At 41.1% G+C, this 15140-nt stretch carries 17 protein-coding genes; 7 read left to right on the forward strand and 10 right to left on the reverse strand.

The window, feature by feature from the left end:
• The first annotated feature begins 58 nt into the window (after positions 1 to 58).
• Positions 59 to 3001 carry a DEAD/DEAH box helicase gene (locus tag J7E63_RS12050; protein ID WP_215012430.1) on the forward strand — a complete coding sequence of 981 codons (2943 nt, stop codon included), beginning with the start codon at positions 59 to 61 and terminating at the stop codon, positions 2999 to 3001.
• A gap of 160 nt (positions 3002 to 3161) precedes the next feature.
• On the opposite strand, the gene J7E63_RS12055 is transcribed toward J7E63_RS12050, so the two are convergent.
• From J7E63_RS12055 to J7E63_RS30725, 5 genes are all read right to left on the reverse strand, one after another.
• Positions 3162 to 3644, reverse strand: coding sequence for a hypothetical protein (locus J7E63_RS12055; RefSeq protein ID WP_215012432.1), 483 nt, complete (start codon positions 3642 to 3644; stop codon positions 3162 to 3164).
• Positions 3645 to 4276: 632 nt separating this feature from the next.
• The gene (locus J7E63_RS12060) at positions 4277 to 5014 is read right to left on the reverse strand and encodes an esterase family protein (RefSeq protein ID WP_215012434.1); all 738 of its coding nucleotides are present in this window, start codon (positions 5012 to 5014) and stop codon (positions 4277 to 4279) included.
• Positions 5005 to 6201, reverse strand: a complete 1197-nt coding sequence (locus tag J7E63_RS12065) for an ATP-grasp domain-containing protein (RefSeq protein WP_215012436.1) — start codon at positions 6199 to 6201, stop codon at positions 5005 to 5007. Before J7E63_RS12065 ends, J7E63_RS12060 begins: the two co-directional genes overlap by 10 nt.
• A 157-nt stretch (positions 6202 to 6358) precedes the next feature.
• Positions 6359 to 7189: an alpha/beta hydrolase gene (locus tag J7E63_RS12070; RefSeq protein WP_215012438.1), complete on the reverse strand. Its 831-nt coding sequence runs from the start codon at positions 7187 to 7189 to the stop codon at positions 6359 to 6361.
• Positions 7190 to 7220: 31 nt separating this feature from the next.
• Positions 7221 to 7364, reverse strand: coding sequence for a DUF7878 domain-containing protein (locus J7E63_RS30725; RefSeq protein WP_483861485.1), 144 nt, complete (start codon positions 7362 to 7364; stop codon positions 7221 to 7223).
• Between the two features lie 387 nt (positions 7365 to 7751).
• Here J7E63_RS30725 and J7E63_RS12075 point away from each other — a divergent pair, with 387 nt between their 5' ends.
• The 5 genes from J7E63_RS12075 to J7E63_RS12090 all read left to right on the forward strand — a co-directional run bounded on the left by J7E63_RS12075 (position 7752) and on the right by J7E63_RS12090 (position 9871).
• Positions 7752 to 7925, forward strand: coding sequence for a hypothetical protein (locus J7E63_RS12075; RefSeq protein ID WP_215012440.1), 174 nt, complete (start codon positions 7752 to 7754; stop codon positions 7923 to 7925).
• Positions 7926 to 8106: 181 nt separating this feature from the next.
• Positions 8107 to 8253, forward strand: a complete 147-nt coding sequence (locus tag J7E63_RS12080; protein WP_215012442.1) for a hypothetical protein — start codon at positions 8107 to 8109, stop codon at positions 8251 to 8253.
• A 168-nt stretch (positions 8254 to 8421) separates the two neighbouring features.
• Complete coding sequence (locus J7E63_RS30120) at positions 8422 to 8556, forward strand: hypothetical protein (protein ID WP_282599625.1); 135 nt, start codon at positions 8422 to 8424, stop codon at positions 8554 to 8556.
• Positions 8557 to 8890: 334 nt separating this feature from the next.
• Positions 8891 to 9220, forward strand: coding sequence for a DUF3231 family protein (locus tag J7E63_RS12085; RefSeq protein WP_215012444.1), 330 nt, complete (start codon positions 8891 to 8893; stop codon positions 9218 to 9220).
• An 87-nt stretch (positions 9221 to 9307) separates the two neighbouring features.
• Positions 9308 to 9871 (forward strand): DUF3231 family protein, encoded by a 564-nt coding sequence (locus J7E63_RS12090; protein WP_215012446.1) that lies wholly within the window; start codon positions 9308 to 9310, stop codon positions 9869 to 9871.
• Positions 9872 to 9993: 122 nt separating this feature from the next.
• On the opposite strand, the gene J7E63_RS12095 is transcribed toward J7E63_RS12090, so the two are convergent.
• The 5 genes from J7E63_RS12095 to J7E63_RS12115 form a co-directional block, all read right to left on the reverse strand.
• Positions 9994 to 10311 (reverse strand): hypothetical protein, encoded by a 318-nt coding sequence (locus J7E63_RS12095; protein ID WP_215012448.1) that lies wholly within the window; start codon positions 10309 to 10311, stop codon positions 9994 to 9996.
• A gap of 163 nt (positions 10312 to 10474) precedes the next feature.
• Positions 10475 to 11254: a class I SAM-dependent methyltransferase gene (locus J7E63_RS12100; protein WP_215012450.1), complete on the reverse strand. Its 780-nt coding sequence runs from the start codon at positions 11252 to 11254 to the stop codon at positions 10475 to 10477.
• 130 nt (positions 11255 to 11384) lie between these two features.
• Entirely contained in the window at positions 11385 to 11861 is a 477-nt protein-coding gene (locus J7E63_RS12105) for a CBO0543 family protein (RefSeq protein WP_215012451.1), read from the reverse strand.
• 306 nt (positions 11862 to 12167) lie between these two features.
• Positions 12168 to 12992 carry an aldo/keto reductase gene (locus J7E63_RS12110; RefSeq protein ID WP_215012453.1) on the reverse strand — a complete coding sequence of 275 codons (825 nt, stop codon included), beginning with the start codon at positions 12990 to 12992 and terminating at the stop codon, positions 12168 to 12170.
• 295 nt (positions 12993 to 13287) lie between these two features.
• Positions 13288 to 14493 carry an MFS transporter gene (locus J7E63_RS12115; protein WP_215012455.1) on the reverse strand — a complete coding sequence of 402 codons (1206 nt, stop codon included), beginning with the start codon at positions 14491 to 14493 and terminating at the stop codon, positions 13288 to 13290.
• A 182-nt stretch (positions 14494 to 14675) separates the two neighbouring features.
• On the opposite strand from J7E63_RS12115, the gene J7E63_RS12120 reads away from it, so the two are divergent.
• Positions 14676 to 15047, forward strand: coding sequence for a winged helix-turn-helix transcriptional regulator (locus J7E63_RS12120; RefSeq protein WP_098932429.1), 372 nt, complete (start codon positions 14676 to 14678; stop codon positions 15045 to 15047).
• The last annotated feature ends 93 nt before the right edge of the window (positions 15048 to 15140 follow it).

Raw genomic sequence — 15140 nt, forward strand, 5'->3', positions numbered from 1 at the left:
TTTTTTGGAGATTTCCATCTAACTTTGTTCTCTCCCCCAATAAAGGAGTTTTGGATCGATGCTTAAAACAAGGTTTATGAAATTGCTGACAACTAAATTAGGGGAAGGTCGCTTTCTTCTTACTGCGGAGGATGAACGGGGTCATGTGATGAGCCCGTTTAGATGGAAGAATCTCGTTTTCAGCAGTCATGAGGAAAGCTTCTTTGGTACGCTCCTTGAGACCGAGACGGTGAACGACGTCGAGGGTGTGGTGGTGAGCGGCTGGCATCTGGTTTCGCTTTTTGCCAAGGAGTCGTTTAATCGCTATATCGAATGGGATTGGAATGAGCAATCTGAGATTTGCCTGGCGGCCGCCCATTCCCTGTATGAAGGCATCGTCGAAAAGGATTGGCTGCCGGACTTTTCGGTCTGGGAGCAAGGGGATTTCCGTTGGAAGCTTCCTGAACGCGTGAAGGATGAGTTTGACCCGTCGTTTTGGGAACAAAGGATTGAGGAGTCTGAGCCCGCCGTCGACGAACTGGTAGGCCATGAGCTTGGGACGACCAAAAACTATATCTCAGATTTGTACAACGATGCCCTCGATGGCTATTTAACGCGGAATTCAGCAATGAAGGAGTTATTCGGGCCGAAGCTTGATTTGCTCCGGAAGCAAAATATTTCCGGCGGTGAACTCGCTCGTTATTTTGATGAGGAAAGCTGGCTGGAATGGGTCGGAATTAAGGAAAGCGACACACCTTTTACGATCGGGCTGCGCTTAGATGAGCCGGTTGATGGCGAAGGTGCGTGGAGTCTGGATTTATTTTTACGAGGAAAGAAAAATGTCGATGAGGTTTATGATGTAGATGGGACCACCAAGATCCCAGCGAAGTGGCGTCCATTTTTAGAAAAAGTTGACCGGGAGCGGGAGCGCTGGGTGCGATTGATACCTTGGTTGGGCGAAGAGGGCTACTTCAAAACGCATCTGAGCGAGGAAGAAGCATGGATGTTTTTGACGGAGGCGAGTGAGACGCTGGTGGCGTTAGATGTCGAAATCCTTCTCCCATCCTGGTGGCAGGCGATGAAAAATGCCAATCTGAAAGTGAAAGCATCGCTGAAAGGTGGCTCGAGTCACCGGCCGTCCTTCGTTGGGCTTCAGGCTATGCTTGATTTTAACTGGCGCTTTTCGATGAATGGTGTCGACTTGTCCGAAGATGAGTTTGGGAAACTTGTCGAGGAAAAAAGACGGCTTGTCTTCATTCGCGGCCGTTGGGTGAAGCTTGACCCGCAGTTTATTCGACAAATACAGGATATGATGAAACGTGCTGAAAAAGAAGGGCTGCATGTCCGTGATTTGCTGGAACAGGAATTGATGGAGTCGGATACTGCTGAAGATGAGTTGGATAATCCAAAGGCGTTTGCGAAAATTCAAATTGAGTTGAACCGCCAATGGAAGCAAATGATCAAACAGCTGGCGGAAGTCCACGAAATTCCTCTCGAGGATGTGCCTTCTGGTTTGCAGGGTGAGCTTCGTCCTTATCAGCAGCTGGGCATGAGCTGGCTCTGGTTCTTGCGCCAGTACGGGTTTGGCGCCTGCCTAGCCGATGACATGGGTCTCGGAAAAACTGTCCAGCTGATCTCTTACCTATTGAAGGTGAAAGATGTGGTCGGGGATGAATTGGCTGTGGTGCCTGACACCCAAACTGAGGCGAAAAAACGCCGTAAGAAGGATGAGGATGCGGCTGCAGTTAAAGTTCCAACGAAGGCTGCGTTGATTATTTGCCCGACTTCTGTGCTTGGAAACTGGCAGAAGGAGCTGGAGCGCTTTGCACCAGAGATGAAGGTGTATTTGCATTACGGGTCGAACCGTCTGAAAGAGGAGGCTTTTGCGGAGAAGGCAAAAGATGCCGATATTGTTTTGACTTCGTATGGCCTGAGCCACATCGATTTGGCGGAGTTTGAGTCGCTGATTTGGAGCTCGATAGCGATTGATGAGGCGCAAAACATTAAGAATGCCCAGACTAAGCAATCGAAGGCGGTTCGCAGGCTGCGCGGACGTCATCACATTGCGCTGACAGGAACACCGATGGAAAACCGCTTATCGGAGCTGTGGTCGATCTTTGATTTTACCAATCATGGCTATCTTGGCAGCTTGGGGCAATTCCAGAAAAAGTTCGTGATTCCGATTGAAAAAGATGAGAAGAAAGACAAGGTTCAGCAGCTGCAAGCGTTGATCCGGCCATTCTTGCTGCGTCGCACGAAAAAAGATGAAGAGGTTGCCCTTAACCTCCCTGACAAGCTGGAGCAAAAGGAATATTGCCCGCTCACCGCTGAGCAGGCGTCGTTGTACGAACAGCTCATCCATGACACGTTTGCGGAAATTGAAAAACTGTCAGGCTTCGAGCGCAAGGGGTTAATTTTACAAATGTTAAGTAGATTGAAGCAGTTGTGCAACCACCCTGCCCTCTATTTGAAGGAAAAATCGGCTGGGCGCGAGCTGCTGGAGCGTTCGAATAAGCTTGAGAAACTTGTTGAATTAATTGATGCCGTTTTGGAGCAGGGCGAAAGCTGTCTGATCTTCACCCAATATATCGAAATGGGTGAAATGATTCGGAGTACATTGAAGAAGAAGTTTGGCATTGAGGTGCCGTTCTTGAACGGAAGTGTGCCGAAAGTGAAGCGTGACGAGATGATTGAGCGATTCCAGAATCAGGAGTTTCCTGTGTTCTTACTGTCATTGAAAGCAGGCGGAACCGGGCTGAATCTGACGGCGGCCAATCACGTTATCCACTACGACCGCTGGTGGAATCCGGCTGTTGAGAACCAGGCCACCGACCGTGCCTACCGGATCGGCCAATCGCGCTTCGTTCATGTGCACAAGATGATCTGCACGGGTACCCTCGAGGAGAAAATCGACGCGATGCTAGAGAAGAAGCAATTCTTGAATGACCAGATTATCCAGAGTGAGAACTGGATCACCGAGTTATCGACAGATGAGCTGAAGGATTTGGTTTACCTGGGGTAATGTGGTTTTTCGTGTAATGATGGTGTCTGTGCTGGTAATGGTGTCAGGCACCATCTTGTAGGACAATTTTGAGGAGCTAAATATTGCATAACAAATTAATAATAAAACCGCTCAGAATTATCACTCTGAGCGGTTTTTTTCACTTAAAGATACTCTTAGATTAACATTTGCATTTTATTAATTTCCTGTGTAAAGGAAGGAAAAAACTATATACTACAAAATACAACGGTATTGAAATGAAAAAGCTCCAGCCGTGTGGCTTCATATATCCTACTTTTCTCATTCCCCATTCAATTAATATAGAAATTATCGTAAATATAATGACTAGTATCCATTTATTTGTTTTCTTAAAATAGTTTAAAAAAATAACGGAAAGAGAGGAAGGAATTAAGCTGTAACTAATAAACTCACCGATTCCCGTGATATTCGGGTGGCCATAATCAACAAGGTCAAACATTTTTCCTATTAAGGAATCAGAAATCCAAGCAAAATAACCAATGACTCCAAATGTAACATACAACTCTCTCCAACCGATCTCTTTTTTGGGCATAAAAAGAGCATATAAAAACAATAGCAAACCCACACTGATCGGCAGCCAATTTCCCTGAGCATGTAAATCTAAATTCTTACTCAATGAACTCAAACGAATCACCTCTTATTTACTTTCTCCAAATTTATTGTGATTATTTCAAGTTTTGTCCTACGGATTGACTAGTCATTTAATTTAAGATTTGTAGATTATTACATCTAATTGATTTAAGCCGCAAAAAAATTCATTCTCAATAGAATGACTTTTTTACTGCTTTATACAAATTGATCTGTCGGATTGTTAAACTCTTGCACCCGTTAGTGTAAGTACATTCCTTCACAATCTTCCAACCGAAAAATATCAAGAGCTGTCCAAGAATAGGACAGCCCCTCGTTTTAAATATTTATTTTCGTGGACGATGTATACTCTAACTCAAATTAATAAAGCGAAGAACTTATGAATAGTGGGGTTTTTGTCTCCTGAATAGACACCGAAGTTGTCTATTTTTTTATTAAATGGTTTTATATGTTTTGTGAGAATATTGTCCATAATATATTATATGGGTTTCTTTTAACGACGACAGTATATTGTTATTTTATTGCCTTTTTATCACCATATTTAAGTGTTTATTACCACTTTATTGCTACTTTTAATACGACATCAATTATTTATTACATAAAAATCAAAAAATCCCCTGTCAAAAAACACCAGCGACTCATCCGTACTGATGTTTTTTTGACATTTTATTAAAGTAATTTTCCTAAATAATACGGCATATGGCGTCGCCACCAAATCCAATCATGCGAAACATCTTCGCCCCACTCATCAAACCATGCTGGAATTTGTTTTTCTTCAAAGGCTTCTTTTAATGTATAGTATGAAGGCAGCCCATCCTGTTCCCAATCACCCAGCCCGGTACAAATAATGATATCTGCTGAACGATATCGATCAATAAACCAGCCGTCATTTTGATTCCATATGTAATCACTCGGTGAATTTTCGTATACAAGCGGATCATTTCCGTAATCCCCAAAAAAGAAACGCACATCGTAAACACCGCTTAGTGCAACGGTTGTTTGGAAGACATCCGGATGTCTCAAGAAAAAGTTCAACGCATGATATGCCCCCATACTACACCCCGTTGTCATCATTGGATCAAACCAACCTGTTTTATGTTTAATAAATGGAATAGCTTCTGAAATCACATAACGGTCATATGCCTCATGAGCTAATGCACGGTCATGCGCCGGTTTTGAGTCGTGCAGCCAACTTTCGCTATCTATACTAGCCAATGTAAAAAATTGAACTTTTCCGGATTCAATAAAGTCATGACACACATCAATCATTCCAAAATCATAGTATTCAGAATGCGTCCCTCCAGATGAAGGAAAAACTACGATTGGCATGCCACTGTGTCCATATCTGTTTAACAGCATTTCACGTCCTAATTCGCCACTCCAATGGTTTAACTGTTCTATATGCATAGAGAAATCTCTTTTCCCAAATTTTTTCGTTCATGTACAAAACGGATAATGTCATCCACTTCTTCATGCGAATCTGCATTAATCGCATAAAATTGATTTCCTTGGAGTTCCGCAAACGCATCTGGCATGCGCTGTTCAAACTTCACACGGTCGCCAAATCGTTCATAAATAGCATTCGTATCATGTTTATACTCATACGCATCACGCTGTGTTACACCGACACAAAACTTGTTTTTTGCATCGGACTTCTTAAATTCTCCTCCTGTCACAAGAGAAGCATACTGAGCAAATAAATCAATGGAGTACGCGAAATTGTACATATCAATCGTGTAGCCGCCAGCCAAGCGGTTATTGTATTCAAGTGCAACATAATCCCCATTTTCTAATTTAAAAAACTCAATATGGAAAAAGCGTTCTTTCATGCCAAAAGCTTTCACAATCGCCTTTCCATAAGTTTCGAGCTTTGGATCAATTTCTTTTTGAATCACATAAGCTAAATCCAACTGACCATTAACGAGTTCCAGAGTTGGCACATTATATGTAAAGCTTGTTTGGAAAACAATGTTCCCTTCCTGATCCACTAAACCATCAAATGTACAAAGCACGCCTCCTTCGACATATGGTTCTAAGAAGTACACCTGTGCTTCTCCCCATTCTTCTTCAAAATGACGTACAGCCTCTTCTGAACTTAATTTAAAGGTTGCAGCTGATCCAACTCCATTATCCGGTTTAGCGATAACTGGCAGTCCTAATTCATCAATGGCTTTAGATAACTCCTTTTTAGTTTTAACGATTCTTCCTTCTACAACAGGCACATCTGCTTTTTTAAACAGCTTCTTCATTTCAGATTTATACTTAACTTTTTTCAAGTCATTCGTTTTATTGCCGTACACGTTAAATTGCTCACGCAACTGCGCATCAAGTTCTAACCAGTATTCGTTATTGGATTCAATGCGGTCAATTGGACCATGTTTATAAAATAAATATGCAACAGCACGTTTCACTTCATCTACATCTTCTAAATTATTCACACGATAATATTCTGTTAAAGAGTTTTGTAATTCGGAACCTAATTGGTCATATGGCTCTTCGCCAATTCCTAAAACATTGACACCTGCGTCTTTCAAACGATGAGCAAATGACTGAAAATTACCTGGATAATATGGTGATATCAAAATATAATTCATAAAAAAAGCTCCTTTCTCAGAATCAAAAAATTCATTATTTTTACGACTAAGGTACAATTATTTCAATTTATAATCAATCTAAACTTCCAAAAATATCCAAAAAAGAGATAGATTCCTCCCATGATCAAATTCAGTCAAATATAATTATTCAGTTCATTCAAGACCACTTCTCACTTAAGAAACGTAAACATTCTGGCAAGTGTTTTGCCCAAGATTTTTCATTATGATCTTCATCCGCAAAAATATTTAAACGAATGCTATCAATTGGAACAGAGCCTTTTATCAGTTGCTTATAATACTTAAGCGAGCAATCGATATATGCCTGCTTCATATTACCATACATCAATTGTCGATCGGCATCATCGCCTTCCTGAGTCCCAACTTGAATGTACACGCGTTGTTCAGGATCCAACTCTTTTCTAGCAATATAACTGTCAAAGGCTTTACTTGTAATCCAATTGGCTAAAGAAAAAATGCCTAAACCACCAATTTGATCTTTATATTCAATACCCATAAAAGCCGAAATATTTCCTCCAAGTGAACTGCCAATCATCGCTGTATGATATTTATCCGATTTAGTTCGGTAATGCTTATCCATAAACGGCTTCACTACTGTCATGACAAACTCAGCAAACTCCGCGCCTCTTCCGCCTAGTTCAATATCTTCAGGAAGTGGGCTTTCAGTAATTTTCCAAGGCGTATATTCATTAATTCGATCTTGTTCAGCGTTATCTATCCCAACAACAATCATCTTCGGAAAATCGGGGTTTTGTTTAATTGCCGGAATAACTTTCCATGAATACCCGCTATAAGCTTCACTACTGTAGAAAACATTTTGTCCATCATGCATATAGACAACTGGATAATTTTTAGCCTCATCTTTATCATAATTTTTCGGCAATAAAACACGCACGCGACGTTTTTCATTTTTATAAGACATATGTAATTGATGTGTTTCTAGTTTTAAATAAAAATAGGATTGATTCATTTTACCTTCCTCACTCCTTTGATATTACTTACTAAAGGTACTTATCCAGAGTAACAAAGTAATCAATTGAGTGAAGTTCCTTATTCAATTCGTGAAGATAATGTGTTACAGCTTCTACTAATACAGTTGTGGAAATGTATTTGTCTGTTTCAAACTCTTGCCAAATTGAATAAATTCTCCAATTATCTTAAATATTTAAATTACCTGTTATATAACCATTCATATAAGATCCATAATATTCTGGTCCAGTTGGTACATCTGTGTCTAAAACAAACGAAAATCTTATATCCATAGAATCACTCCTCAGAGAAATATTCTACATTAAAATCACGATTCCTTCTTCCACTTACCTGCGTCGTTAGTTAAATAAGAAAACAACAATTAATCAATAAGCTGTATCTGTCGGGGCATTCAAAAAAAACGGTATTACCTTAATCCTCTTGTGAAAAATACTCACTGACTTATGTAATCAGTGAGGAGAATGTGTGACGGTTCTGCTCCAATTTCTTCCTTAATACACAAACAAATTGAGAAAATAATAGTTATAGGGAGGTGATAAAACATGAACAATCAACCGGAAGGTACAAATGAACAGAGCGTCAAACTAGGAGGATTTTGTGAATTAGATGGAGACCCCATTCCAAATGGGGTCGTAGTTTGTATGTTTGATGAAGAGTACAAATGTGATCATGGTAGTTGGAAACCTACAGGTAGACCCTGTAGGGATAAGGATTAATTAAACATTACTTGCGCAATTCTGGAACAAGACAGTATAAATTGATCAAACTGAGACAAACTTCTCTTATTTTTCAGTATAATTTTGCTATTTCGCCTATTATGTAACCGCTTTTATGTGAAGTGATTCACATGTATAATAGGTTTATAAGGAATCCAATAACCCATTCCAGGGAGGAATCATGATGCTTACTGATTTTTTGTTTGAACTCAGAAACTGGTTGCTTGGCGAGCCAATGGATGAAATCCACGAATTCGAACGATTAGAATCAAAACATACCAGGGTTCACCACGATGAATATATTTACGAGATTATCCGGGTCCATTAATCCATTTTATACGTCAAAGAAGCCTTCATAATTTTAGAGGGCTTCTTTTTTTCGAACGAGACGAAAGAAATTCAGCTAGCATAGCCTCAAAAAAAGAAAGCAAACTAAAATCGTGGGGTGCTGAAATAGTTGCAGCCTTAAAGGAATAACTAAATGGGTGGTGAAAAAATGGCTAAAAATAAGAATAACCAATTTAGAAAACATAATACGGCTCTGCCAAAAGCAGATTTGGAATTTGCAGAGGAAAGAGGAAATGGCTTTGAAAAAGTCGCATTAAAAGCCCAAAAAAGTCATAATAAGTAAACAAAAACGGGACAGTTAACCTGTCCCTTTTGTTGTCTAATGGGGCGTTTCTGTTATGTGAAAGTATTGGAAAATTAAAGAGATTGGAAATTCCTAACGGGTTGCTTTGGTTTTCCTATAAATCTTCCGTTAACCCCTTCTTCAACTATCCTGCTTGAATTCTGTCGAAAAAGCAAAGGGATCGCCGCAGCACTCCCCGATCTTCAACTCTTGAAACCGTTAGTTGAACAATTTCGGGTTCATGTTTTTTTTAAAAGTTTATTTTTGAGGAAGAATAATCCTTACCTTACAGGAAATTCTAAGATTTAATTAGGAAAAATAAGGGGAATGTAAAATGGATATACCAAAATTAACTCCAGCAGAAATGACAAATTTATGGAATTCATATTTAATTAACACAATGACACAATGGGTTACAAGCTATTTTATAGCGAATTGTCAGGATGAAGATTTACGTCCTATCCTTGAGTATGCGGAAGAGATGGCAATAACAGAAGTCCAAAAGTCTAGAACTTTCCTAGAAGAGGCAAATCATCCACTCCCTCAAAAGTTTGATGCTGAAGATGTGGATGTTAATGCTCCTGCTCTCTTCACAGACAAGTTTATCCTCATTCTTAAAGGTGTGTTGTGTCAAGAGTCACTAGGTGTTTATTCACTTTCATAAAGCACTTCAACACGGACTGATATTCGTCAGTTTTATGAAGATTGCCTAAAAAATTCATCACAACTATTTAATAGGTTGGCTGACCTTATGATAAAAAAAGGGTTACACCATCCGGAAATACATATTCCTACTCCAGAACTTGTTGAAAAAGTTAGTAAGCAGAACTTTTTGGCTGGTTGGTTCACTGAACGTCGTCCACTAACATCTTATGAAATCACTCAATTAGTAGCCAACATTCGAATTAATGAAGTAACAAAAGAGTTTATGAGAGGTTTTGCTCAAGTCACTCGATCAAACGAATTTAAAAATCACTTTCACCGTGGAGCAGAGTTAAGGCAAAAGCATATTGAAATATTCCAATCAATTCTTCTTGCTAATGAATTACCTCAACTACCTTCGTGGGAAAGCGAGGTTACTGACACAACCGTTCCTCCTTTTTCCGATAGACTAATGTTGTTTAAAATGACATTGCTAACAGGAGCAACGGCAGGACATTATGGAGTTTCACTTTCAAGTGTCCTAAGAAAAGATATTGGAGCTCACTATACACGTTTAATGGCAGAGGAATTACTATATGGTGAGGATTGTATCAACTTAATGATTGAACATGAATTTTTGGACCAACTTCCAATGGCAAAGGAACGGAAATAAAGTCTTTTATTTGGAGATTAATAATGAAAATTATAAAGAACAATATATTTTAAAGTGTCATCTTTTCTATATATACAAGATGACACTTGATTTGTTTAACAGATAACGACCTACTTCCACTTTTAGAAATAACTTCTGTAATAATATAACATTACTCCAAGGGTAACAATGGTATAAGCCAGGGAGGTAAGGAAAACAACATTTGGTGAAAACTCGTACTTTTGTTGGTCAACTTTGACCCCAGTGGTGCCTTGAACTGTCATATCTAAATATCTTGAAGTGTGCCCGCCTTTTGAAGTAAAGAACCAAATAAAAACGGTGACTGCTAATCCAATAAAGAATGAATAATCAATGAATTTTGTATGGGTATAATACGTTATGCCATAACTCAATCCTGTTAAAACTAAAAACGTAATCATGATGGTAATTAGTCTTTTCATTATTTTTACCTCCCCTTTTAAAATAGTTATCTCTATATACGGAGCTTCCGCAAAGAGGTTCCAATTTTTGGGTTTATTTTAATATTTGTTTTTTATTTATAGAGGTACTGAAATCATTTAACCAGTCTTAAACAAAAAGAAGGACCCATATGGTCCCCCCTGATTACTCTTTTATCCCCAGCACCCGAATCCGCTTATAATCCGCGATCCACTCACCGTTACGGAATAAAACTTCTCTTAAGTTCTCTTCTACTCTCGTGATGATTAACTCTTTGGTGTCGCTTGTCACACCTTCGAACATGCTGGTGGCGAACATCTCGATCCAATTTCTTAAGCCTTGCTCTCCAGATAAAGGGGTCGGCCGATCAAAATGCTGGGCGTGGGTGACCCGAAATCCCACTTGTTCCATTATGGATGTGTATTCGCCAATGCTTGGGTAATACCAAGGGAACTGGAGCTGCTCTGATTTATACGTGGTTCCGTGTTCGCCTAATTGGTTAATGATTGCATCGGTAATTTTCTGGACGTTGCCTTTCCCGCCAAATTCAGCGACAAATCTGCCCCCAGGTTTTAAGGCATTATAGATGGACTGTAGAGCCTGTTTCGGAGTTTTAATCCAATGTAGTGTAGCATTAGAGAAAACTGCATCAAACTCGTTGGTGTACCCCATGTTCACAGCGTCCTGTACCTCGAAGGTGAGACCCGGGTACTTTTTTTGTGCCTGCTGGATCATGTTTTCGGATTTATCAATCCCAATAATATCGACGCCCAGTTGATTCAGTTGGTTGGCTAGATCCCCTGTTCCGCAGCCAAGATCCAGAATCTTTTCACTTGACTGTGGTGCTAGCCATTGGACCAGATCTCCTCCAAATTGAGAAACAAAAGAATGCTTCGTATCATATAAACTTGCATTCCAACTATCCTCCTGAACTCTATTAGCCATTTTCTCACAACCCCTTTTAGATACTCCATTTAATAATTATAGCAAAGGAATGTGAAAAATACCTGCTTGATGTCCCCCGCAGGAGGACAGGTGTCCATGCGCGGTGCCTGACACCATTATTGTGAAACCATTATTGTTTCTCGGCGGTTTTACTTATGAGAGACATGAGAATGCGCACGATTAAAAAGGTGGCTGCGATGGATGCGAAGCTATGTAGTGAGGTCCAGGATTTTTTATATTTGATTAATTTTGTGTTTTTTTCGAGCCAAGATTCAACTAGTGTCGATGGTAGTGTAAATAATAGGCACTTGGCCAGAATTCCTATAACACCTGAATTTCTAGTTACTTGATTGAAATAAATGCAGCTGATTGGGAAAATGAGATAGCTAAATAAAACACTTATGTCAAAGCTTTTTGATAAGTTAACAGGGTATTTTAAGTATCCTCTTTTTACTAATAAATTATCGAGAATGGTGGCAATATAGCTCTTCATTAAGAAAATAATCAGCCAGTCCTTTATAGGTGGCTTTCGAATTAAGTTCATAAACGTACCAATTCCAGAAACAAATAAAAACCTTAAGATGTTTTTTTCAAGCTGATTTCGCATTTTCTTCACCCCTCAAGCATGTCACCTTAGTTTATCCAATAAAGCTGAAAAAAAAGTACTGCATTTATTATTGTTGCTTTAATCTCTTTCCATTTACCGCCAGTGCTGCTTTCGCTTTGACACGGTAAATGCAAGCATAGAAATAAGGCCAATCTCAGTAGCGAGATCGGCCTGTCCACACCGAGCGGACGAATAGGTGCTTTTGTCCACGAACGGTGCCTGACACCAATGATGGATGACACCAATGATGGATGACATTAAAGATGTAACACCAATGATGGCACTAAAGATGGAACCAAAGGTAATTTAAAAGTCAAAGTTGTCGGGGTCTGGGCCGACGCGGTGGTTTTGGTTTAGGTTGTTGATTTGGTGCATGTCTTCTTGTGTTAGCTCAAAGTCGAATACTTGTGAGTTTTCGATGATTCGGCGTTCTTTTGTTGATTTTGGGATGGTGACGACGCCGTTTTGCAGATCCCAGCGCAGGATGATTTGGGCGACTGATTTCCTGTATTTTGCGGCGATTGCTGCCAATCCTTCATTGTCTAACAATTGGCCTTGCATTAACGGCGACCAGGCTTCCATCTGAATTCCCTGTTCACGGCAGAATGCTTGGACTTCCTTTTGGGTTAAGCGCGGATGGTATTCGACTTGGTTTACCATTGGCTTAATTTCTGCATCTTTCACCAGGTCTACAAGGTGGTGCACTTGGAAATTGCTTACCCCAATCGCACGTACGCGCCCTTCTTTATAAAGCGCCTCTAATGCTCGCCACGCCTCCTTGTATTTGCCCGCCACAGGCCAATGAATCAGATAGAGGTCCAAGTATTCTAATCCTAGTTTATCTAGGCTTGTTTGATAGGCCGCTAATGTGGATTCGTAGCCGAGATCGGCATTCCAAACCTTTGAGGTGACGAATAGGTCTTCTCTGGCTATCCCAGATTCCTTAATTCCTTGCCCGACGCCCGCTTCGTTTCCATAGATGGCCGCTGTATCAATGCTGCGGTAGCCATGTTGGATCGCTGTTTTCACCGCGTCCACTAACTCAGGACCTTCCTCTACTTTAAAGACGCCAAGGCCGAACCAAGGCATTTTTACTCCGTTATTTAATGTAGTTGTACTTTGTAAGTTCATCTAATGTTCCTCCTCGAGATTTAAGTTGTTAATTTTAACCTAGCAAGATCGTTTTACATGTTCTGTTAGGATGTTTTCGTAAAGATTACTGCTTTTTACTACTTTTCAACGCCTTAGCCGCTTAAATTTAGTGTAAAATTACACCCCATCAGCCGATTTTAAGATATATCAGCGGAAAATTACCTTTTATCAGCGATAAACCGATTTTATCAGCGAAACTAAGTCATTTATCAGCGGAAACACGATTTTTTCAGCGAATCAATATTTTTGGTACGCGCTTTTAATTATTATTGCTTTAGCAAGCTTCTTCTGATAATACTGATTGATCTCTCCGTTCCAACGCTCGACTCCATCCTGTTAGGATGGATGCTGTGAGGACCATTAAGGCTCCGATCCATGTGGTGTGGATGAGGCCAAGTGTGTCGGTGATGGTGCCGCCTAGGTAGGAACCGATGGCGATTCCGGCGTTGAAGGCGGCAATGTTGATGGCAGATGCGACATCGACGGCACTCGGAACGTAGCGTTCCGCGAGGATGACGACGTATACTTGCAGTCCTGGTACGTTCATGAAGGCGAGTAAGCCCATAAAAATAATCGTGATGAGACCCGCGATTTTGAATTGTGCGGTGAACATCAAGACGAACAGGACCACGGCCTGGACGATAAACATATAAAATAGGGAGCCAATCGGATTGCGGTTCGAGAGCTTTCCGCCCGCCATGTTGCCAATGACGATCGCCAATCCATAGGCGAGTAAAATTATTGCAATCGAGCCTTCTTTAAAGCCGGTTATTTCCTGTAGTAATGGTGACAAATAAGTAAAGACAACAAATGTGCCGCCATACCCCAGTGCCGTAATCGTGAATAGAAGTAAGAGCCGGCCATTGGTCAGGAGCTTGAACTGGTCTCGAACGCTGGTCTGGGTTCCTTTTTTCAAAAAAGAAGGAATGAGAATCCAGTTGGCGATGAAGCCGATGATGCCCACGGCGATAATGATGACGAAGGCGAGTCTCCAGCCATATTGTTGGCCAATGAATGTTCCGAATGGCACGCCGGTGACGGTGGCGACGGTGAGGCCGGAGAACATGATTGATATCGCGCTGGCGCGGCGGTTGGCCGGGACGAGGTCGGCGGCGATGGTGGAGCCGATCGACATGAAGACGCCGTGCGACAGCGCGGAAATCACGCGGGCCGCGAGTAGGACTCTGATACTTGTTGCGCTTGCGGCGATGCTGTTACCGATGATGAAGACGATCATGATCCAAAGTAATAAGGTTTTGCGTGACATGCGCGCTGTCAGTGATGTTAGGACGGGCGCTCCGAATGTGACCCCGAGGGCGTATAGGGAGACGGTTAGTCCGGCCGTTGTGACGGGAATGTGTAAATCGGTGGCGATGAGTGGCAGCAAGCCGACGCTGATAAATTCGGTGGTTCCGATCGCGAAGGCGCTGACGGCTAGGGCCAGTAGTGCGAGTGTGCTTTGCTGTTTATTTAAAGGCATGAATTTTCCTCCTTATTTGTGTGCGTTTATTTAAAAGGATATGATTGTTTTCATCCGGCAAATGTTATTATGGGATATATGAGGAATATTAGGAAGTACGCACTTTTAAGTGATATAGGTACCTTTGGGTGCGGTAGGTACTTTTCGGTGCCTGTCTGAATGAATGAGGAGGAGGATGTGTGATGGAGAAGAAGAAATACAATATATCGGTGGAAGCGACGCTTGAGGTGATTGGGGGGAAATGGAAGTGTGTAATTCTCTGCCATTTGACACATGGGAAAAAGCGGACGAGTGAATTGAAGCGGTTGATGCCGAATATTACGCAGAAAATGCTGACGCAACAGCTCCGGGAGTTGGAGGAGGATGGCGTGATTAATCGGATTATTTATAATCAGATTCCGCCGAAGGTCGAGTACGAGTTAAGTGAGTATGGCCGGAGCTTGGAGGGGATTCTGAATTCGCTTTGTACATGGGGCGAGAATCATATTACGAGGGTCTACGGGGATAAGTTTTCTGTCCTGGAGGAAAATGTATTGAATGATCATCTTAAATAGATGGTGGTATCGGTGTCAGGCACCGTTTGTGTTGTGAGTCTAGTGGCAATAGTGTTTTTGGTGTCAGGCACCATTTGTGATCTACGTCCACTG

The organism is Bacillus sp. ISL-75, assembly GCF_018613095.1.

Bases quoted from the DNA above. Each gene is read 5' to 3' on its own strand.
- J7E63_RS12050 (WP_215012430.1), top strand. From the start codon at position 59: ATGCTTAAAACAAGGTTTATGAAATTGCTGACAACTAAATTAGGGGAA.
- J7E63_RS12060 (WP_215012434.1), bottom strand. From the start codon at position 5,014: ATGCATATAGAACAGTTAAACCATTGGAGTGGCGAATTAGGACGTGAA.
- J7E63_RS12065 (WP_215012436.1), bottom strand. From the start codon at position 6,201: ATGAATTATATTTTGATATCACCATATTATCCAGGTAATTTTCAGTCA.
- J7E63_RS12070 (WP_215012438.1), bottom strand. From the start codon at position 7,189: ATGAATCAATCCTATTTTTATTTAAAACTAGAAACACATCAATTACAT.
- J7E63_RS12075 (WP_215012440.1), top strand. From the start codon at position 7,752: ATGAACAATCAACCGGAAGGTACAAATGAACAGAGCGTCAAACTAGGA.
- J7E63_RS12080 (WP_215012442.1), top strand. From the start codon at position 8,107: ATGATGCTTACTGATTTTTTGTTTGAACTCAGAAACTGGTTGCTTGGC.
- J7E63_RS30120 (WP_282599625.1), top strand. From the start codon at position 8,422: ATGGCTAAAAATAAGAATAACCAATTTAGAAAACATAATACGGCTCTG.
- J7E63_RS12085 (WP_215012444.1), top strand. From the start codon at position 8,891: ATGGATATACCAAAATTAACTCCAGCAGAAATGACAAATTTATGGAAT.
- J7E63_RS12090 (WP_215012446.1), top strand. From the start codon at position 9,308: ATGATAAAAAAAGGGTTACACCATCCGGAAATACATATTCCTACTCCA.
- J7E63_RS12095 (WP_215012448.1), bottom strand. From the start codon at position 10,311: ATGAAAAGACTAATTACCATCATGATTACGTTTTTAGTTTTAACAGGA.
- J7E63_RS12100 (WP_215012450.1), bottom strand. From the start codon at position 11,254: ATGGCTAATAGAGTTCAGGAGGATAGTTGGAATGCAAGTTTATATGAT.
- J7E63_RS12105 (WP_215012451.1), bottom strand. From the start codon at position 11,861: ATGCGAAATCAGCTTGAAAAAAACATCTTAAGGTTTTTATTTGTTTCT.
- J7E63_RS12110 (WP_215012453.1), bottom strand. From the start codon at position 12,992: ATGAACTTACAAAGTACAACTACATTAAATAACGGAGTAAAAATGCCT.
- J7E63_RS12115 (WP_215012455.1), bottom strand. From the start codon at position 14,493: ATGCCTTTAAATAAACAGCAAAGCACACTCGCACTACTGGCCCTAGCC.
- J7E63_RS12120 (WP_098932429.1), top strand. From the start codon at position 14,676: ATGGAGAAGAAGAAATACAATATATCGGTGGAAGCGACGCTTGAGGTG.